This window comes from Chitinophaga sp. H8 (genome assembly GCF_040567655.1).
In the GTDB taxonomy this organism is placed as follows: Bacteria; Bacteroidota; Bacteroidia; order Chitinophagales; family Chitinophagaceae; genus Chitinophaga; species Chitinophaga defluvii.
Genome location: NZ_JBEXAC010000002.1, coordinates 261,727 through 280,962, shown reverse-complemented (window position 1 = coordinate 280,962; position 19,236 = coordinate 261,727). Strand labels below are relative to the sequence as shown.

The 19,236-nt window shown below is 45.1% G+C and carries 18 protein-coding genes and 1 tRNA gene; 8 read left to right on the top strand and 11 right to left on the bottom strand.

Going from position 1 to position 19,236, the window contains the following annotated elements; translation table 11 throughout:
* From traM to ABR189_RS14855, 8 genes are all read left to right on the top strand, one after another.
* The gene (gene traM, locus ABR189_RS14890) at nt 1-1,293 is read left to right on the top strand and encodes a conjugative transposon protein TraM (RefSeq protein WP_354661311.1); all 1,293 of its coding nucleotides are present in this window, start codon (nt 1-3) and stop codon (nt 1,291-1,293) included.
* Nucleotides 1,294-1,324: 31 nt separating this feature from the next.
* Nucleotides 1,325-2,155, top strand: coding sequence for a conjugative transposon protein TraN (gene traN, locus ABR189_RS14885; RefSeq protein WP_354661310.1), 831 nt, complete (start codon nt 1,325-1,327; stop codon nt 2,153-2,155).
* A 16-nt stretch (nt 2,156-2,171) separates the two neighbouring features.
* A complete protein-coding gene (locus tag ABR189_RS14880; RefSeq protein ID WP_354661309.1) occupies nt 2,172-2,786 on the top strand; it encodes an MT-A70 family methyltransferase in 615 nt (204 codons plus the stop codon).
* Nucleotides 2,787-2,790: 4 nt separating this feature from the next.
* Nucleotides 2,791-3,948, top strand: coding sequence for a hypothetical protein (locus tag ABR189_RS14875; RefSeq protein WP_354661308.1), 1,158 nt, complete (start codon nt 2,791-2,793; stop codon nt 3,946-3,948).
* Between the two features lie 33 nt (nt 3,949-3,981).
* Nucleotides 3,982-5,049: a hypothetical protein gene (locus ABR189_RS14870; protein ID WP_354661307.1), complete on the top strand. Its 1,068-nt coding sequence runs from the start codon at nt 3,982-3,984 to the stop codon at nt 5,047-5,049.
* 11 nt (nt 5,050-5,060) lie between these two features.
* On the top strand, nt 5,061-5,351 hold the full coding sequence (locus tag ABR189_RS14865; RefSeq protein ID WP_354661306.1) for a hypothetical protein: 291 nt from the start codon (nt 5,061-5,063) through the stop codon (nt 5,349-5,351).
* Between the two features lie 77 nt (nt 5,352-5,428).
* The gene (locus ABR189_RS14860) at nt 5,429-5,593 is read left to right on the top strand and encodes a hypothetical protein (protein ID WP_354661305.1); all 165 of its coding nucleotides are present in this window, start codon (nt 5,429-5,431) and stop codon (nt 5,591-5,593) included.
* A 52-nt stretch (nt 5,594-5,645) separates the two neighbouring features.
* Nucleotides 5,646-7,208 carry a recombinase family protein gene (locus tag ABR189_RS14855; protein ID WP_354663592.1) on the top strand — a complete coding sequence of 521 codons (1,563 nt, stop codon included), beginning with the start codon at nt 5,646-5,648 and terminating at the stop codon, nt 7,206-7,208.
* On the opposite strand, the gene ABR189_RS14850 is transcribed toward ABR189_RS14855, so the two are convergent.
* The 11 genes from ABR189_RS14850 to ABR189_RS14800 form a co-directional block, all read right to left on the bottom strand.
* A tRNA-Arg gene (locus ABR189_RS14850) sits at nt 7,168-7,242 on the bottom strand. The genes ABR189_RS14855 and ABR189_RS14850 overlap by 41 nt on opposite strands.
* A gap of 83 nt (nt 7,243-7,325) precedes the next feature.
* Nucleotides 7,326-9,128: an AMP-dependent synthetase/ligase gene (locus tag ABR189_RS14845; RefSeq protein WP_354661304.1), complete on the bottom strand. Its 1,803-nt coding sequence runs from the start codon at nt 9,126-9,128 to the stop codon at nt 7,326-7,328.
* A 30-nt stretch (nt 9,129-9,158) separates the two neighbouring features.
* Nucleotides 9,159-9,446 carry a 2TM domain-containing protein gene (locus ABR189_RS14840; protein WP_354661303.1) on the bottom strand — a complete coding sequence of 96 codons (288 nt, stop codon included), beginning with the start codon at nt 9,444-9,446 and terminating at the stop codon, nt 9,159-9,161.
* 102 nt (nt 9,447-9,548) lie between these two features.
* The gene (locus ABR189_RS14835; protein ID WP_354661302.1) at nt 9,549-10,211 is read right to left on the bottom strand and encodes a YceI family protein; all 663 of its coding nucleotides are present in this window, start codon (nt 10,209-10,211) and stop codon (nt 9,549-9,551) included.
* Nucleotides 10,212-10,305: 94 nt separating this feature from the next.
* Nucleotides 10,306-11,961 (bottom strand): phenylacetic acid degradation protein PaaN, encoded by a 1,656-nt coding sequence (gene paaN / locus ABR189_RS14830; RefSeq protein ID WP_354661301.1) that lies wholly within the window; start codon nt 11,959-11,961, stop codon nt 10,306-10,308.
* 56 nt (nt 11,962-12,017) lie between these two features.
* A complete protein-coding gene (locus ABR189_RS14825) occupies nt 12,018-13,088 on the bottom strand; it encodes a tetratricopeptide repeat protein (RefSeq protein WP_354661300.1) in 1,071 nt (356 codons plus the stop codon).
* A gap of 619 nt (nt 13,089-13,707) precedes the next feature.
* Nucleotides 13,708-14,955 (bottom strand): DUF1015 domain-containing protein, encoded by a 1,248-nt coding sequence (locus tag ABR189_RS14820; protein ID WP_354661299.1) that lies wholly within the window; start codon nt 14,953-14,955, stop codon nt 13,708-13,710.
* Nucleotides 14,956-15,131: 176 nt separating this feature from the next.
* Nucleotides 15,132-16,202, bottom strand: coding sequence for a 3-phosphoserine/phosphohydroxythreonine transaminase (serC, locus tag ABR189_RS14815; protein WP_354661298.1), 1,071 nt, complete (start codon nt 16,200-16,202; stop codon nt 15,132-15,134).
* 233 nt (nt 16,203-16,435) lie between these two features.
* Nucleotides 16,436-17,419: a zinc dependent phospholipase C family protein gene (locus ABR189_RS14810; protein WP_354661297.1), complete on the bottom strand. Its 984-nt coding sequence runs from the start codon at nt 17,417-17,419 to the stop codon at nt 16,436-16,438.
* A gap of 137 nt (nt 17,420-17,556) precedes the next feature.
* Nucleotides 17,557-18,195, bottom strand: coding sequence for a DUF502 domain-containing protein (locus tag ABR189_RS14805; protein WP_354661296.1), 639 nt, complete (start codon nt 18,193-18,195; stop codon nt 17,557-17,559).
* Nucleotides 18,196-18,254: 59 nt separating this feature from the next.
* Nucleotides 18,255-19,079 carry an alpha/beta fold hydrolase gene (locus tag ABR189_RS14800; RefSeq protein ID WP_354661295.1) on the bottom strand — a complete coding sequence of 275 codons (825 nt, stop codon included), beginning with the start codon at nt 19,077-19,079 and terminating at the stop codon, nt 18,255-18,257.
* Nucleotides 19,080-19,236: the final 157 nt, after the last annotated feature.

Sequence of the window (19,236 nt, the reverse complement as noted above, 5' to 3'; positions counted from 1 at the left end):
ATGGAAAAGCAAACAAAATCACCAAAGGAAATCAGGCAGCGTAAATTTTTGCTCGTGCTGCCTTTACTGGCCTTGCCTTTTATGACAATGGCGTTCTGGGCATTGGGCGGAGGTAAAGTAGCTGAAGCACAGGCTACCGATGAGCAGGCAGGTTTTAACCTGAAGCTGCCCGGTGCAGACTTTAAAGAAGACAAACCGATGGATAAGCTTAGCTACTATGATCAGGCGCAGCGGGATTCCATCCGCTTTCTGGAACTGATGAAAAACGATCCTACTTATGGAAGCATGGCCTTTAGGGATACGGACGATTACCTGACGGGCGAAGATGATAGGCTGTTTGAAACGGAAAGCAGCCAGCGGCTGAACACTTCGGTTTACGGTGGCGGTCGCAGCAACGATCCCAACGCCGACAGGATTTACGGGAAGCTGGCCGAGCTGGACAGGGAACTGAAAAGACCTGTAGCCGATCCCATGTCAGGTACGGAAACATATCAGACGCCGGCAAGGTACGGCAGTACTTCAATGGGTTCAGCGGATGTGGACAGGCTCGAAAAGATGATGGAGATGATGAACCAGCCGGAGGCTCCCGATCCCGAGTTACAACAACTCAGCGGGATGCTGGAAAAAATACTCGATGTGCAGCATCCGGAGCGGGTACAGGAAAAACTCAAACAGGTATCCGAAACCCGGAAAGGACAGGTATTTGCCGTTTCTTCAAAAGTCCGTGAAACGCCGGTATCCCTGCTGGATGCCATTCAAACGGAAACACCCGCAACTAATGGTTTCTATTCATTGGATGATCTGAACTTGCCTGCCGATTCGCAGAATGCGATACAGGCGGTCATCCATGAAACGCAGACCATTGTGGACGGCTCAACGGTGAAGCTTCGTCTGGTGAACGATGTATTTATTAACGGTATCCATATTCCGAAGGATAACTTTTTGTTCGGTACGGCATCACTCAATGGGGAACGTCTGAACATCAAGATCGGCAGCCTGCGCTATGGCAATTCCCTGTTCCCCGTAGAACTGGCTGTCTACGATATGGACGGACTGGACGGCATCTATATTCCCGGAGCGATTACCCGTGATGTAGCCAAACAATCGGCAGACCGCTCGATGCAGGCCATTGGGCTAACCTCACTCGATCCATCCTGGCAGGCGCAGGCAGCGGGTGCGGGCATCGAGGCGGCAAAAACATTATTCAGTAAGAAAGTGAAACTGGTCAAGGTGACCGTTAAGGCAGGCTACCAGGTTCTTCTTCGTGACGAAAAACAAAAACAATCCAATTAATCATTTATTCATTCACATAAAATTCCAAAAGATGAAAACGATCAGTGCAGTAGTAACAGGAATTTTTCTTTTCCTTATAAGTGTAAGCGCTCATGCGCAACAAAATAACACCTCAGCCATCGAACCTTACCGTCTGGCAATTGCCTATTCAAAAACCACCAACATTATTTTTCCGTACGCTATCCTTAGTGTGGACAGGGGCAGCAAGGATGTGCTGGCACAAAAAGCAAAGGGCGTAGAGAATATCCTCCAGGTCAAAGCCGCAAAAGAGGATTTTACGCAGACCAATCTGACCGTGGTAACAACCGATGGGAAACTCTCTTCTTTCATCGTTGACTTTGCGCAGCAACCTTCTGTGCTCAATCTTTCATTGCTGCCACAGGAAAGCCGCAACACTATTGCCATTGCCTCAGAAAGTGTCAATCGTCAGGAGATAGAAAATTGCGCAAAGCAGGTATCTCTATCGGAGAAAAAAGTACGTGGCGGCAGGGACAGGAAGTTTGGCATACGATTGAAACTGGATGGAATCTTCATCAACGATGGGGTCATGTACCTGCGCATGAACATTGCCAACAGTACGCATATCAATTATGATATTGACCAGCTACGTTTCTATATACGTGACCAAAAGAAAGCCAAGCGTACAGCAACACAGGAACTGGAAATAACACCCATCCTTATCCATAACCAAACGGATAACATAAAGGGATATACCGATCACAGTATCGTACTAGCCGTCCCCAAATTCACCATTCCCGATAGAAAATACCTTGCCATCCAGCTCATGGAAAAGAATGGCGGCAGGCATCTGGAACTCGCTGTTAAGAACAGGACTATTGTAAAAGCTATTCCGGTTGAGTAGATAAAGTATTGTGGGCATGAATAAGGGGAGAAAGAAATACGACATTGTCTATGCAGATCCGCCCTGGGAATATAAGGTGTGGAGCGAAAAGACCGCTGGCAGGACAGCATCCAGGTATTACAATACGCAGTCTCTTGGTTATTTAGCCTGTATGGATATTGCTTCGCTTTGCAATGCCGATTGCGCCCTGTTTATGTGGGCAACCTTTCCATGTCTGCAAGAAGCGATTGTACTGGGCAAAGCCTGGGGCTTTTCGTATAAGACCGTTGCCTTTGTATGGATCAAGCGTAACCTGAACAACCAGGAACTCTTTGTCGGTATGGGCTACTATACCCGTGCCAATGCTGAAATCGTATTGCTGTTTACGAAAGGGAAACCGTTGAAGCGTATCCACAAAGATGTAAAGCAGGTGCTGGTCAGTCCCAGGGGAAGGCATTCGCAGAAACCACCTGAAATCCGTAACAGGATCGTAAGGCTGTTCGGTGACCGCCCACGACTGGAGCTGTTTGCAAGAAGCCGTGACGGACTGTTTTCCGATAGCGAGTATGATGGTTGGGATGTATTCGGAAACGAAGCAAACCATTCCATCCCTATGAATTTCAACCAGTATCTTTTTCCACTTAAAATCTGAAGCGATGAAAATCAGTACCGGAGATTACGAAACTTTTTTTAAGCACCTGACGGCCGAGCGATGGCAGGGCAATGAGTTTGTTGCCTTTCCCGATAACGAAATCATTATCGGAAAAGAATACCTCGCTTTTTTTCCTTCCCTGTACGAAGCGCAGGAATACTGCTATGAAAACACGACCGATGTTGACAGGTATGATCTGCTTTCGGTACAGTCTGCCTGTTACGCAATGTCCGATGCTGCAAGGGATAAAAACCTGATGATCGAAAACGGCGGCGTGGTGGATATTGCTGCGATGGTGCGTGAGCGGTACAAGCGAATGGAGGATACACAATTTCAGAATGAACAAAAACAAAATGTCATGAACATAAAAAATTTTGAGTACCTGCGTGACCAGGTAAAGTACACCGGTTTCGGTGAAGCGTTGGAAGGTGAGCTGAAGAAAGCCATTGAACAGGGACAGCCAGAGTTCCGGCTAAAACATCAGGCCAATTATGGCAATGACCAGGTATTTGCAGAACTGCATTTCAGCAAGTCCAAACAAAGCGATATGTATTTCTTCAATTCCTACAATGTTGCGCTGCAAAAGGGAAATAATACAGATGCGATGGAACATACCTTTTACATCAATAAAGGAAATAACATCACATTAAAAGAAGCCTATAACCTGATGGAAGGCCGGTCGGTCAACAAGGATTTGATTAACAAGGACGGACAGGTCTACAATGCCTGGCTACAGATGGACTTTAAGGAAACGGAGAAAAATGGCAACTTCAAAGTAAAGCAGTTCCATCAAAATTATGGGTATGACCTGGAAGCCGCACTTGCCAAACATCCGATCAAAGAGTTGGGGCATGATGAATATAAAAACAACCTGCTTGATTCCCTTAAAAAAGGCAACCTGCAATCGGCCACTTTTCAAAAAGATGGTACCGAGCAGAAACATTACGTTGAAGCCAATCCACGCTTTAAGACCGTTAATGTGTACGACAGCAACATGCAACGGATGGACAACCGGCAAGCGAAAACCGAACGTCAGTCTGAAGGTGAAAAGCAGGCTGCCTCTACATCCCAGAAAGCGGCAAGGCAGGCAGGTCATGAAGATGATGGCCCTGATATACCGCAGGCAAAAAAGAAACGCCGGAAGCAGTCGCAATCGGCATAAGGCATTTTGTGATCAACTTTAAATACTGGAGTCATGAACAATATACATCCCGTCAACCGTGTGGAGAACGATCTGCACCAATGGCGTTCAAGGGAGGAACGCTTCAGCAAACTGTTCTCCTTTAATCTCTCCGGCAACAAGGCTTTGCTAAAGGAGAAGCTGCGTTACTACGATAGCGTTGCATCCAAGTACAGGAATACAGCCAGTCCTGATGAACGCTTCGCCCTGCGCATGTTGAGGCAGGAAAGAAATCAGATCGAAAGAAAATTGTATCCCAACCTGTTGTTGCGTTTGCTCCGCAGGCTGATCGTCCCTGTGCGCCAGCAGTATATCCTGAAACAGGAAATAAAGCAAACAACCGCCAATACGGACGCATTGCGGAATACCCTGCAACGTACCGGCTTTGGTAATGTCATCCATAAACTGGAGGAAAATATGGCGAAGGGACAAGCACAGTTTTCGATACCCGTTTCGCAGTACGTGAATGAAAAGGAAAGACTGGACTACAATCTTTCTTTTTCCAAAGACCATAACGGCACCTACAGTTTCGATGGCTATAAGGCCGAACTATATAATGGGCAAAAACAGGATATCCGAAGACAGCAATATTTCGGTATGGATACGGATAATGAAATTACTGCATCCCAGGCATATAACCTGCTTGCCGGTCGTGCTGTGTTGAAAGAACAATATCAGAGTCAGGGCAAGTGGATGCAGCTTGATTTCAACGATAAGGATATGCAGGGTAATTTCCGGCTCCGGGAATTTCAAACAGCTTACGGATATGATCTGATGAAAGCTTTGCAACAACTACCGTTAAAAGAATTGCAGGAGCACCGCAGCACACAAAAATTATTGGATGGTCTGAAAATGGGTGATCGGCAAGCAGTCAGTTTTCTTAAAGACGGTAAAGAACAACGTTTTTATATCGAAGCTAATCCGCAACACAAGTCCATCAATATCTATGATGAACATGCTAAAAAAATCAGCTTAACGGCTGCGCTGGGTAACAAGACGATGGAAGCGGTAAAGGTGTCGCATAAGATGGGTGAAGAACAGGTTCGTTCACAGGGCAAAAGAAATGGAATGCGTGTGATGTAGCAAGTCATGTTATGGAGATGTTGAAACCCTTATCGGATTTTTTTACTGCCATTGAAAAAGATGGCCGTGTTGGCATTGCGCATATTGGTATTTATGCGGCACTCCTGCAATGCTGGAAACAGAAGGATTGTCCAAGTCCGCTTGTTGTGTTCAGCTATGAGATCATGCAGCTTGCCAAGATAGCGTCACGGGATACGTATTTCCGATGTGTAAAGGAACTGAGTGATTATGGCTACATCAGGTATGTGCCATCGTTCAAGCGGAACCAGGGAAGCAGGATATATTTTAACGATATGAGTTAGGGCTTACAGTAAGAATATTTATGAACTTGATTGAAAGCCCGCTTTGGGCTTTTGTCATTATTTAAAGGAGGTGTGAGATGGAAAATGTGAAAGAAGGAAAAAAAATAACTCCAGAAAAAGCTTTAAAGATTCTAAAAAAAGGGGGCTTGAATGTTACGTTAGAACAGGCAAAGATGATATTGGAATTTTTATATAAAATGGCTGATATTGCGATTTCGCAATGCTTTAAAAGACCGGTATAATTTCGTAAATTTACCACTGATAATTAGATAGTTTAACTAATCTTATGAAGTTATGAAAATTGCAGATTTATATATCCGGGTTAGTACAGATGAGCAGGCCGATAAAGGTTATTCCCAACGTGATCAGGAAGAAAGGCTCAGGAGATATTGTGAGATAAATTCCATACAGATTCGCAAAGTTATTTTTGAAGATCATTCTGCAAAAACTTTCAATCGACCTGAGTGGGTTAAGTTGTTATCTGATTACAAGAAGTCTAAGGGAAAATCGGATTTTGTGATTTTCACCAAATGGGATCGGTTCAGCAGAAATGCCGGAGATGCGTATCAAATGATCAGCACACTTAGGCGTTTTGGAATTGAGCCACAAGCGGTAGAGCAACCATTGGATATGTCTATTCCAGAGAACAAGATGATGATGGCTTTTTACCTGGCCGCACCTGAAGTAGAAAATGACCGGAGGGCGTTGAATACATTTTATGGGATGAGACGAGCAAAGAAAGAAGGACGTTGGATGGCAACCGCACCTGTAGGATTCATAAATAAAATTTCTGAAGATGGGAAAAAATATATTGCTATACATGAGAAAAATGCGGAGATTTTAAAATGGGCTTTTAAAGAAATTGCTTATGGTACTCTTGCTGCTGACCAGGTAAGAAAGGAGGCTAACAAAAAAGGTTTGAAATGTAGCCGAAGTAATTTTTGGACAATAATCAGGAACCCAGTGTATTGCGGTAAGATTTTTATTCCAAAACATAAAGATGAAGAAGCTCATTTTGTAAAAGGTCAACATGAGCCAATGATATCAGAAAAATTGTTTTATGACGTACAGGATGCTCTTGATGGAAACAAAAGAAAAGAAAGACCAAATACTAAAATTGCATCTGATGATAATCTACCGTTGAGAGGATATTTAGCTTGTCCAAAGTGCGGACGTATGATAACCGGAAGCGCATCAAAAGGACAATATTCGCTCTATTACTATTACCATTGCATTTCTTCCTGTGGGTTTAGAAAACGTGCGGATAAAGCCAATGAGCTTTTTGTTGATGAACTTAAAAAGTTTAAACCACATCCCGCTGTTATTGATTTATCAAAAGCAATTATAACGCAGGCATATCAATTCCATTTTAAACAAAATCAAAGCAACAACAAACAGGTTGTAGAAGAAATCGACAAGCTTAACGCCAAGCTCTCCAAAGCAAGGGAGTTATTGCTAAGCGATGCAATTGATGCAGGGGATTATAAAGAAATAAAAACGGAATGCGAATCTAAGCTGGCACGTTTGGAAGGACAGCTTGCTGACAAATCAAAAACGACATCGGTTATTAGTATTGAGAAGTCACTCGATAAAGCGGTACAAACCTTGACCATGATCGATGTGATGTTCGAAAATGGGACTGTATCTGATAGACGTGCTATAATAAGTTCGATATTTCCGGAAAAAATCACTTTTGACGGATTGGAATATCGAACTCCTCGAATGAATAGTGTTGTCAATTATATTTACCTTATTAACAGCAACTTACACCAAATAAAAAACCGGAAAAGTGAAGATTTTTTTCACCTTTCCGGTATGGTAGTCCCGACAGGGATCGAACCTGTATCTAAAGTTTAGGAAACTTCTATTCTATCCATTGAACTACGGGACCATCCTTCCTTCATGCGAACTGCATTTCCGGATTGGGAGTGCAAAAGTAAGTTTTTTCAGTTAATTTTCTAAATACTTTCAAAATCATACCTCATTGCCGGAAGGGGGGTACAGACTGTCTATTTCCTGGCGGTATTTTTCCATGATCACTTTCCGCTTCACTTTCAGGGTGGGTGTCAGTTCTCCGCCATCTACGGTCCATTCATGTGGCAGCAGTACAAATTTCTTTACCTGTTCTATATGGTTGAAGAACTGGTTGTACTTTTCTACCGCCTGCTGGAACATGGCCAGTACTTCAGGATTTTTTACCGCGGCTTCATTAGAGGTATATTCGATGCCATTTTTCTGGCACCAGTTCCGGAGATTATTATAAGAAGGTACGATCAATGCCCCGGTAAACTTACGGTCTTCGCCCACTACCATGATCTGTTCAATAAAAGGCGATTCCTTGAACTTGTTTTCGATGGGTTGTGGTGCTACGAATTTACCACCAGATGTTTTAAAGAGTTCTTTTTTACGGTCTGTTATTTTCAGGAATTTGTTATTCACCATCACGCCTATATCGCCGGTATGAAACCAGCCATCCTTGATGGCATCAGCAGTAAGGTCGGGCCGTTTATAGTAGCCAATGGTCACATTAGGGCCTTTACAGAGGATTTCTCCGTCTTCTGCTATTTTCACCTGTACATTGTCGATGACAGGTCCTACGGTACCAAACATGCGGTCGGCCACTTCAATACGGTTTACCGCTATTACGGGAGATGTTTCGGTAAGGCCATATCCTTCCATAATAGGGATCCCTGCTGCCGTAAATATCTTCAGCAAGCGTACCTGGCAGGCAGCAGCACCATTGATGATGGCCTGGATATTACCTCCCAGGGCTTCCCGCCATTTATTAAATACCAGCTTATTGGCAATACCCAGCTGGAAATTATACCAGAAGCCCAGGTTTTTGTTGATCTCATATTTTTTGCCCAGCTCCAGCGACCAGAAGAACAAGGCACGTTTGATGCCTTTTAACTCCAGCCCTTTGGCCATGATCTTTTCATACACTTTTTCCAGCAAGCGGGGTACCGTACTGAATATCGTAGGTTTTATCTCCCGGAGATTATCAGAAATAGTATCCATGCTTTCCGCATAATAAATGGGAACGCCGGAGGTAAGATAGATATAGGTAACGGTACGTTCAAATATGTGGTTCAGGGGCAGGAAGCTCAGTGCTTTGGCGTCCTTGTTTACCGGCAGGCAGGGCACGCAGGCCTCTACATTGCTCATAATATTATGATGGCTGAGCATTACCCCTTTGGGCGTACCGGTAGTACCGGAAGTATAAATAATGGTAGCAAGCTCGTCTTTACCGATCTTGTTTTTTATGTCTTCAATGCGGGGGAAGTCTTCTTCCTGCGCCATGTCCAGTATTTCTGTCCAATGACGGGCACCCGGTACTTTGTTGAACGTGAATATCTCCCGGATAGTGGGAAACTTGCCACGCAATTCCTGTACTTTATCCAGCATCTCTTTATCCTGTACAAACAGGATACTGGCAGCAGCATCATTCAGTACAAATTCCAGTTCATGTACACTGATGGTAGGATAAATAGGAGTAAGTACCGCGCCTATCTGCTGACAGGCGAGGTCAGTGATGATCCATTCCGGGCGGTTAGGTGATATCAGCGCTATTTTGTCTTTTCCTTCATTGGTAGGATCACCGGCTTTGATGCCCAGCCTTATCAGGCCGGAACTGAATCTGCGGGTAATGTCTGCTACATCCTGTGTGCTGTATTTTTTCCATTCTCCATTCTCCTTTCCCACCAGCATGTCCTGCTTCGGGAATTTTTCGAGTTGATAAGCGATAACGTCAAATAATCTTTGCGGTTGATCCATCATGCTGCTATAATTTGGTGTAGGGGAAGCGTATTACAATCCCCGTCTTTCTTGTTCGGCCTGTAGTTTTTCATACTCTTTCAACGTATCTCCAAAAGGATCCCGGTGAAAGGCATTGAAGTATTGAAAAGCTAAACCAATGCCCCAGCCTAATCCAGGCCATACGGGCCAGGGAGTACCGGAGTTATGATTGTCTGTAAAGAACCAGATGGCCCAGAATCCTGCATTTATTACCAGATAGATAATGAGATGAGATTTAAAACCGGCCCTGGCTTTGGCAATACGCCATAACCGCTCATCTCTTTGCTGAATAGTTTCCATTGTAATCAGTTTTTAGTGATAGAGGCATGACTAAATTTAATCTATTTAATTGTTTTTACCCGGTATTTTTTACGCTGGTGCCACGTTTTGCCCACCTGTAATCTACCTGGCTGCCTTTATTGTAAACGTGATGTTGACCATGGAGTTGATCAGCTTATCCTGCAGGGATTTATCTGCCCGGTAGGTCATTCCCCATAGGGTACGGTCCATATTGAAGGTAGCACTTGCCAGGATTTCACTGGCATTGATGGAGATCTTTGCAGGGAAGGCAATGTTTTTGATCACATCTTTCATAGTAAGATTACCCTGGATGGTATGGGTAGCGTCTTTCATCAGTATTTCATCTCCAACAGCCGGGCGGAAGGTAGTAACGGAGGTAATTTCGAAGGTGGCTTCCGGATATTTATCTACATCGAAGAAGAGGTTGCCTTTCAGTTCATTTTCCAGTTTTACTTTCATCGCAGGATCTGCTGCCAGGTCAGTATCTTCCAGGGAGTGCATGTTGATGATGAACTTCCCCCCATTAATGGCGCTGTCTTTTACATAAATGGTGCCTTTCAGTAGCTTAAAATACCCCTGGTGTTTGCCGGTAGGTTTGGTGCCCACCCAGGCTACCCGGCTGGTAAGGGTATCTACCACATAGGGATGACCTGTACCGGTTTCCACGATCTGTGCATCGGTTACTTTGGCCTTGTCTGCTTTAGGCGCTTCCTGGCAGGCCGTGAGCCCGCAAATAGCGATGATCAGTACGATGAAATTCCGCATACCTCAGTGAGTTTATAGTTTAATTGCAGCCCTATGGTAACGGCAGTTTGCAGTGTATAACTTCCGTCTTCCCCTGCAAACTGCCGGCTGAATACTATTCTGCCAACTCGCGGTTGCCTACCCAAACAAAGCGTTTTACAATAAACTCCTGGTTCGTAAAACTGGCATTGCCGGCCGGATTGCCGCCGGTAACATGAAAATCAGAAAAGGCAGCATGCTGGTTCACCCATATAAACCCGGTCAGGTTAAAGGACACTGGTGTAAATACACTGTTCATGGCAGCTGCTATCTGTGTTTTGGTGGTTTCGCTGGTGGTGTAGGCAGCACAGGTAATAGCACCGTGTTGCTGCGCCATTTGCCTGGCCAGCTGTATCGCATGAGCGGTATCTTTTGTTTTAATCAGTAAGATCACCGGCCCGAATAATTCTTTCTCGTAAATATGGGTATCTGCGCTGCTTACTTCCAGTATAGCCGGAGCACATACCCGTGCATTGCCAAATTCTTCATTGGACACCGCTGTGCCTTCCAATATTACTTTACCTCCCAGGTTATGTATTTCCCTGGCCCGGTTAAGGGTAGTATCATTTTGTACGGCGCCCAAAGTACCGGCACCCATTTTTGGATTGGTGGTCAGGCTTACTACGGCATCTTTCAGTTTTTGTACCACTTCGTTAAAAGGTACTATACCCGAAGGGGTGGTAATGCCTTGTTCGGGAATGAAAAAGTTCTGTGGGGCGGTACACATCTGTCCGGAATACAGGGATACGGAAAAGGCAAGGTTTTGCGTCACGGCATCCAGGTCTTTCACGGAATCGAGGATAACGGAGTTCACACCTGCTTTTTCTGTAAATACGGTTTTGCCGGGCAATCCTTCTACATAATTGCCAAAAGCGCTTCCGCCGGTATAGTCAATGAGGCGTATCGCCGGATGCTCGCAAAGGTCTTTCGTAATGAGCTGTCCGGTGCTATCGGCAGCCAGCTGGCATAAATTGGGATCTACACCATTTTCCTGCAATACCTGCTGAATGGCACCTACCACAATTGCAATAGGTAATACCGCCTGCGGATGCGGTTTTACAATAACCGGGTTGCCGGTGATGAGGTCTGCATAGATACCTGGTAAGGAGTTCCACACCGGGAAGGTAGAGCAGCCTATTACCAGACCGGTGCCTTTAGGAATCGCGCGGAAGGTCTTTTTCAGCTTGATGCTGATCTTACCCATCGGCTTTTCCCACATCAGTTCGGAGGGAAAACGCTGTAGTTCCTGATATCCCATAGCAATTGCTTCCAGGGCACGATCATTGGCGTGAGGGCCGGAAGCCTGGAAGCTCATCATATAACTCTGGCCGGTGGTATGCATGGTAGCATGTGCAATGGCAAAGAAGTGATCTTTTACTTTTTCCAGTGTTTCAATCAGGATGGCAGCACGGGTGGCAACAGGCACTTCAGCCCAGTCTTTTCCGGCAATCGCTGCTTTTTTAGTCAGGTCTTCTACGGAAAAGATAGGGTAGGTAATACCCAGCTTTTCCCGGGTATAGGGAGAGGTTTCTTCTCCTGCCCAGCCGGTTTCGCCTGTTTGCAGCAATTGTTTGAACGGTTGATGCAGCATTTGCTGGTAACGTTCAGTGCCTTTGACGGGGGCCTCTTCCCCATAGGCTTTAGGATGCTCAGGATACTGTGCAAAGAATACTCTTTCCTGGTTCGCTTTTACCGCGTTGTCAATCGTGTTTTGGTGTTTCGTAACGAGCATATGCTGTATTTAGATTTGTTGGTTATTTGCACAATAACGGCCCGCCAGCTGCTTCATTATCTCAATAACGTGAATTTCCCATCGTTATAGTATTCATCAGGCCTCAGTTTAAACGCATGACTACGTTGGAATTGGGTAAATTTGTCATACTCCTGCTTATGAAGGGTGGTCCAGGCCCTGTAGGCTGCCTGATTGGCCACTGGTCCGAAGATCCATTGATTATAGGATTCAAACAGCCCGTCCCGCAACAGCTTCCGCTGAAAATCGAACAGCGCAAAAGGGAATTTTTCCGCATGTGTACTGTACCAGTCCAGCAGAAAACGGGTACGCAGCATAATCAGCGTTTCCGGATCAATACCCCCTGTTACCACACCTATTTGTTTGCCTATAGATTGTTTGAAAGCGGCAACAAAATCGCCGGACTTCTTCCTGCTCTTTTTGCTATCCTCTTCCGGCATAATGCTGCTGAATATATCCGGATCGTTAAACAGCTTTTTATAAGATTCTATCAGCATATCCCGTACTTCTGCCGTACGGGTGGTATAGCTTTCCAGGTTTACGAAGATTTCCCCGTATAGAATACACCATACCGGATCCTTGCTATAGTAATAGGTACGGGCGGCATTGTAATAGTTGCCCGGAAAATTCGGGTCTTTTTCAATCCCTTTGATCCAGTTGGTCAGCGAGGCATCAAACATCTTGAAATTGAGCAGCAATAAGCCATTATCATTGTACAACTCCCCACTTCCCGGAAACTTTTTAATCCCGCGATCGTATAATTTCTGGGCCGTTTTCCATTCCTGCCGGGCCTGGTAAATATTGCCGGCCATCTGGAAGATCTGTACATCTGCTTCTTTTTTATTGAGCAGCGGTTCAATAATGTTTTTGGCCCGGTTCATATCCCCCTTGAGGTAAAATGCAAACCCCAGCTGCTTTTTATATTCGTAATTATCGGGCTCCAGTTGTAATGCCTGGTTTAATACCAGGATAGCATTGGAATAATCCCCGCTCCGCATAAAGTTGCTGGCTGTACTATACAACTCTTTAGCGTCCTGCCCCACGGCTGTCTGTGAAAAAAACAATCCTAAAATCAGTAATGTTTTCAATAAAGATGACCTCATATGCATTCCTGTCTGCGTTTGTTGTAAAAGTAAGGAAAATTACAGGGATAGGAATGGCCTCCAACTGTTTAAAGCTGAGTTATTTAAAATAAAATGATGATATGTTTTATGGTATGATGAAGCCGGAGCAGGAATACTTCCTGGTATCCAGCATGCATTTCCATGGCTACGTCCTTGTTTACCATAGTATAAGTTATATCTCCGCCACATATATTCCATAGATATCCCGTAGATATCCCGACTAGCTACATTGTCGGGATATCTACGGGACATATACGGGATATATACGGGATATCTACGGGATATCCCTATTGAAACGTAGTGCCATAGCAGTGTTAGGCCTAGTCCTGGTCTAGTCCTGCTATAGGTTTACACCTATTGTTAATAAATCCTGTTATGAGTTTACATTCGTTGTTGGGTAATCCTGATTGAAGTTTACAAGCTGGTGGCGGAGAAAAGGGAAGGAAACATCATTGGAGAGCAGTGTCTGCTGTCCTAAAGTGAAGGAGTGGATGCAAGGGTAGGCATTGTTTAAAATGGCAACAAGGAATGGTCAGGTACCGAATAAAAAATGGGCTGACCATTAGTGGTTGGTCAGCCCATGGTTTTCTTTTATGTGGGAAGATTATGCAATCAGGTGGGTGAGGAGTCCGTCCCGGAGTTTAGGTTCAAACCAGGTGCTTTTGGGGGGCATTACCTGGCCACTGTCGGCGATATCAAACAGCTGCTGGATGGTAACCGGGTACAGGGCAAAGGCGACCTGCATTTCACCGCTGTCTACCCTTTTTACCAGCTCCTGTAAGCCACGGATACCACCTACGAAATCGATCCTTTTATCAGTACGCTGGTCTTTAATGCCCAGGAGCTTGTCTAATACATTTTGCTGCAGGATGGTTACGTCCAGGATACCAATAGGATCGGTGGTGTAGGTGCCTTCCCGGGCTACGAGGCGGTACCAGGTATGATCCAGGTACATACTGAATTCATGCAGCATAGCCGGCTGTTGTGGCAAATGGCCAATGGCCTCTACTGTAAAATCATAATCCAGCCTGGATAATAATTCAGCTTTGCTGAGACCATTGAGGTCTTTTACTACGCGATTATAGTCCAGTATGGCCAACTGGCTGGCAGGAAAGATGGTGGTCAGGAAAAAATTGGCCGGGTCTTCGGCCGACTTTATCATTCCCTTTTCCTGGAACTCTCTTTGTACCAGTGCCGCAGAAGCAGCCCGATGATGGCCGTCGGCAATGTAGGTGCAGGGTACCTTTTGTGCAAAGAGCACGGTGATGTCCTGCACGGTGGCCGGGTCATTTATGACCCATACGGTATGCCGGATACCATCATCTGCAGTAAAATCGTATGCCGGTGACTGGCTTTGCTGCCAGTGGTCAATGATCACATTCAGCTCAGGGACGTCATTATATGCCAGGAATACATTACCGGTTTGTGCCCGGGTGGTTTTAATATGATTGATCCGGTCCAGTTCTTTGTCGGGGCGGGTAAACTCATGTTTTTTGATAATGCCGGTATTATAGTCGGTAATAGCGGAAGCACATACCAGTCCTACCTGTGCGCGGCCATCCATTATTAATTTGTAAATATAATAATGGGGGGTAGTATCCTGCAATAAAGTGCCTTCCTGGATAAAACGTTGCAGATTGGCGGCGGCTTTATCATATACGGGTTGGCTGTGCACATCCGTATCATCAGGTAAATCTATTTCAGATTTTGACACATGATAATAAGCGTAGGGATTACCGGCAGCAGCTGTTTTGGCTTCAGCAGCGCTAAGCACATCATATGGTCGTGCTGCTACTTTGGCAGCTAATGCCTCTTGTGGTCTTAATCCTTTAAACGGTCTGATAATGGCCATAGCTATGAATTAAAGATGCGTGAGTAATGTGATACTATGTTATAAAAATAAAGAAAGGCTTTGGAATATATTCCAAAGCCTGTTTAATTTATGTGGTTAATCAACGTCTGAATGTGTCGGAGTTCAGGGGTAAACCTATGTTATGATGCTGCTATCATAAGTATAGCGGCAGATCATTATGCCTTTTTAAGGCTGAAGTACTTCATGGCTTCCACCATTACTTCTACACTTTCAAGCGGCAACGCATTGTAAAGGGAGGCACGGAACCCACCTACAGAGCGATGGCCTTTGATACCCACGATATCTTCTTTTGCGCAGAATTTCAGGAATTCCTCTTCCATTTCCGGTTTGTCCATAATGAAACAAACATTCATCTTACTGCGGTCTTCCTTGGCAACAGTACCACGGAACAGGGGATTATGATCTATTTCATCATACAGCATTGCAGCTTTCTTATCATTGATTTTTTCAATAGCTGTAATGCCACCTTGTTCTTTCAGCCAGCGAAGGGTAAGCATGGAGATATATACTGCAAATACCGGTGGGGTATTGAGCATGGAACCATTTTCGATATGCAGCTTGTAATCCATGATGGTAGGTATTTTGCGGGTAATTTTACCCAGCATGCTTTTACGCACAGCTACCATGGTGGCACCAGCGGCTCCCATATTTTTCTGTACCCCTGCATAGATCAGCGAAAACTTGTTGAAGTCCATGCTGCGGCTCAGGATATCGCTACTCATGTCTGCCACGAGGGGCACATCAGTAACAGGTGTCATTTGCCACTGCGTACCATAAATGGTATTATTAGTGGTAATATGAAGATATTTGGCCTGGGGCGGAATATTAAATTGTTTGGGAATGTGATTGTAGTTGCTCTCTTTGGAAGAGGCGATTACATCTACAAATCCAAATGATTTGGCTTCCTTGATGGCTTTGTTGGACCAAACACCGGTATCCACATAAGCTGCCGTATCACCATTTTCGAGGAGATTCATAGGTACCTGCAGGAATTGCATAGTAGCGCCGCCTTGTAAATACAGGATCTCAAAGTCGTCTTCCAGTTGCATCAGTTCCTTTACCAGGCTGCGGGCCTCTTCCATCACCGCTATAAACGGCGAAGTACGGTGACCGATTTCCAGTATAGACATTCCTGAACCTTCAAAGTCGATCAGGGCTTTGCTGGCTTTGTACAACACCTCATTGGGTAATACAGAAGGACCTGCGTTAAAATTGTGCACCTTCATGTTGCGATCTAGATTAAATTCATTGTTAGCTCTTTCCACTATGTTTGGTTTTTCTAAGGAACGGAAAAAAAAGTTTGGCTTTTCAAGCACCAGATGTAAGATCTGAGGTATAGGACAAGGTTAAAAAGGATGGTATAAACAAAGATAAAATATCTTTCATTAATAATCCCTTTTAATAATAAATATTTTAACAGTTAATCTGTTATGACTGAAAAGGACTGTTAATAAGGAGTTTAGTCATGTTCCCTGCCAAGGATTTTACCGCGTTGCCATTGGAGATTCAACTGCCGGAAGGCAGCTTCGTCTTCCGGAGAGGTGGTAATACGGGTAAATGTTTTTAAGGATGGCTGGCCGGCATTTGTCCATGCAGTGTACCAAAAGGCCGCCACGGCTGCGATAGCGCCTTGCATCCGGCGTTCCACCATATTACCCATTGACCGGTGATAGGCTTTCGTATACGCTTCTGCGTAATTTCTGAGTAATACCCCGTTCCTGTTTTCAAAAGCATACCGTTGTCCGGATGGGAAAGTATTACGCAGCTGTTTTTCATATTGCAACACAGTATCTGCAGCTTGCGCACTGGCTATCAGAATTTGCCAGATATACTGGCGGGGATACTCAATATAGGTAGCTTTTCCTGCCCAGTAGCTGAAGGTACGGTCGGCCAGGAGTTCGGGGGTCCGGGTTTCCCACAATGCATGGATGCCGTGCTGGCCGGTCAGCTGGCCATTATGGTTACTGCAGACATGCAGGGGTACATGGGCGTCGGCCATGTAATGCCCCAGGTCGGCGGATAATTTAAGAATCCGTGCGGGATCCCGGGCTTCAAAGGCGCGGGTAAGCCTGGCCAGCATCGTTTCCAGGTGCCAGGGCAATACCCCGTAACGTTGCAGGGTATCTGCACTATACCGGGTTACGGCCTGGCTCCAGGACCGCGGCAGGAGGTTGAAGGGAGGCATACCGTAATAGTCCAGGTCGATAAAGTGCCGGGCACCTTCCCCCGCTAAGGCATACCTCCGCTTGTCGGGGTCTACGGCATGGATGGTAATATATTCCAGGTTAGCCTTGTAAAAGACCAGCATTTCGGGAGGCAGGCAAAAGACGGCCAGCCTGTTGATACGCTTGTGAGCAAAGAATCCCCAGGCAGATAACTTTAAAGGTAATACGGAAAAAATCAGTATCAGCAGCAGGCAACAACGGGGGTGGAGGGTTAACATACGGTTGATTTTACAGGTGAATAACAAAACATACCTGCTGCTAGGATAGCAGCAGTCTTGCAAACCTGGTTATTTTTTTTCAATCAGCCGTTAACTGTAAGTTAATGTGGAAGGTGTGCTATAGTGATATGCCCCGGTTATACTCCGGGGTCTTCGGTTTCCCTGCGTACTACGTTAGTGACCCCACCGCTTACGGCAAACTTCATCGCTTCACCTGCAGAAATGTTTTCCAGTGGTTTTACTTTTTCCTTAGGTACAATAAACACCTTACCGGTAATGGCATAGGCATGTGGTACATATACCGCCAGATAACCTTCCATACCCAGGTTGCTGACATCTGTCTGCGTGATGAAACCAATTTCCCATACATCTACCCCATAGATCTGGGCCAGCACAGGATGGTCAAATTTCTTTTTATCACCCACAAAAGCATCAAAGACATCCTTGATAGAAGTGTAGATGTATTTGATAAAAGGCGTACGTTCCAGCAGGTGGTCGAACAGGTCGAAAATACGGCCAATAATAAACGAAGAACTGAGATAGCCCACCACTATCACCAGGATCAGCACCAGCGCAAATCCTACACCTTTGTAGCGTAAAAATTCAAAGGGAGCACCTTCCGGGATGAATTCCTTGGGAATAATATTGTCAATGGTCACGAAGGCCCAATACAGGGTCAGTGCAGTAATACCAATAGGCGCAAGTATCAGTAATCCCTGGAAGAAATAACGTAATATGCGGGAGGCAAGTACCTTGAGTTTCAATTTAGGAGACATATTTTAAGATGTGCAGACACCGCAAAATTAGACATTATTTTCCATTAATGAGAGCGGGATCATGCGTGTAATAACAGCTTTAATACGGCATCTGTAGCTTCTATATGCGGATAGTGGGCAGTAGCTTCCAGTTCATAGGTATCCAGCTGTGGCCACCATTGCTGCAGCAGGCTGGTTTCAGATTCCCGGGAGATAATAATATCGTGCATGCCAAATATGGCTGCGGCTGGTATGGCAGAGGGACGCATCTGAACAGGATGCCAGGACTGACGTACGCCAAAGAAGGCAGTGGCATCAATATTATATTCAGCAGGCTGATACCAGGAAAGAAAGGAGGCCATTTGCTGCTTATCATGCCAGTAGTAATCAAACAGGCAGCCACTGTCGTACATCAGCAGGAATGCATTCTGTGTGGCAGCATCCATTTTACCATTATAATAACGCAGTGTTTCCGATAATATATCCGCCCGTTTATCCTTTTTGCCCCGGTAATAGCTGATCATATGATGAAACCGGTGAATATCGGCATGGGTAACAGAGATGTCGGGAGCGATAAAAAATACCTGCCTGATCAGTTCCGGATGCCGGTTGCATAAAAAACAGGCGGCCTGAGCGCCAAAGGCATGTGCCATTATAACCAGGGGAGTGCCCCGGTAATGCTGTAACAGAAACTGTTCTGCCTGCTCAAGATAATTATAGAAGGCATGTGCATGCTCATAAAGCGGCCCTTCCGGGCGAAGAATGGAAGGCTCATTCCATAAATGTAACTCAATGCCCGCCGCCGCAAATGGTGCTGAAAGCAGGTGCTTTTCAGGATTTGAATTAAACCCCGGCCCACCGTGGAAATAAAGAATTTGTATGCGGTTATGATTGGATGGCATCATCCTAATATACTAAATAACCCGGGTAAAACGTATTATGTTTTTGTGCAAATAATTGTTATCCACCCCTTTAGAATGATTTGGCCCAAGTATACAATAAAAACGTGCTGGAAACTTTGGTAGTTTAAAAAGTTTCCATAGTTTTGTGTGAGCATAGCAT

What these genes read in the sequence shown, in the direction of transcription:
- traM (WP_354661311.1), top strand. Translation starts at nt 1, where the DNA reads ATGGAAAAGCAAACAAAATCACCAAAGGAAATCAGGCAGCGTAAATTT.
- ABR189_RS14870 (WP_354661307.1), top strand. Translation starts at nt 3,982, where the DNA reads ATGAACAATATACATCCCGTCAACCGTGTGGAGAACGATCTGCACCAA.
- ABR189_RS14835 (WP_354661302.1), bottom strand. Translation starts at nt 10,211, where the DNA reads ATGCGGAATTTCATCGTACTGATCATCGCTATTTGCGGGCTCACGGCC.
- ABR189_RS14800 (WP_354661295.1), bottom strand. Translation starts at nt 19,079, where the DNA reads ATGATGCCATCCAATCATAACCGCATACAAATTCTTTATTTCCACGGT.
- ABR189_RS14810 (WP_354661297.1), bottom strand. Translation starts at nt 17,419, where the DNA reads ATGTTAACCCTCCACCCCCGTTGTTGCCTGCTGCTGATACTGATTTTT.
- traN (WP_354661310.1), top strand. Translation starts at nt 1,325, where the DNA reads ATGAAAACGATCAGTGCAGTAGTAACAGGAATTTTTCTTTTCCTTATA.
- serC (WP_354661298.1), bottom strand. Translation starts at nt 16,202, where the DNA reads ATGAAGGTGCACAATTTTAACGCAGGTCCTTCTGTATTACCCAATGAG.
- ABR189_RS14840 (WP_354661303.1), bottom strand. Translation starts at nt 9,446, where the DNA reads ATGGAAACTATTCAGCAAAGAGATGAGCGGTTATGGCGTATTGCCAAA.
- ABR189_RS14845 (WP_354661304.1), bottom strand. Translation starts at nt 9,128, where the DNA reads ATGATGGATCAACCGCAAAGATTATTTGACGTTATCGCTTATCAACTC.
- ABR189_RS14865 (WP_354661306.1), top strand. Translation starts at nt 5,061, where the DNA reads ATGGAGATGTTGAAACCCTTATCGGATTTTTTTACTGCCATTGAAAAA.
- ABR189_RS14875 (WP_354661308.1), top strand. Translation starts at nt 2,791, where the DNA reads ATGAAAATCAGTACCGGAGATTACGAAACTTTTTTTAAGCACCTGACG.
- ABR189_RS14860 (WP_354661305.1), top strand. Translation starts at nt 5,429, where the DNA reads ATGGAAAATGTGAAAGAAGGAAAAAAAATAACTCCAGAAAAAGCTTTA.
- ABR189_RS14805 (WP_354661296.1), bottom strand. Translation starts at nt 18,195, where the DNA reads ATGTCTCCTAAATTGAAACTCAAGGTACTTGCCTCCCGCATATTACGT.
- ABR189_RS14880 (WP_354661309.1), top strand. Translation starts at nt 2,172, where the DNA reads ATGAATAAGGGGAGAAAGAAATACGACATTGTCTATGCAGATCCGCCC.
- ABR189_RS14825 (WP_354661300.1), bottom strand. Translation starts at nt 13,088, where the DNA reads ATGCATATGAGGTCATCTTTATTGAAAACATTACTGATTTTAGGATTG.
- paaN (WP_354661301.1), bottom strand. Translation starts at nt 11,961, where the DNA reads ATGCTCGTTACGAAACACCAAAACACGATTGACAACGCGGTAAAAGCG.
- ABR189_RS14820 (WP_354661299.1), bottom strand. Translation starts at nt 14,955, where the DNA reads ATGGCCATTATCAGACCGTTTAAAGGATTAAGACCACAAGAGGCATTA.
- ABR189_RS14855 (WP_354663592.1), top strand. Translation starts at nt 5,646, where the DNA reads ATGAAAATTGCAGATTTATATATCCGGGTTAGTACAGATGAGCAGGCC.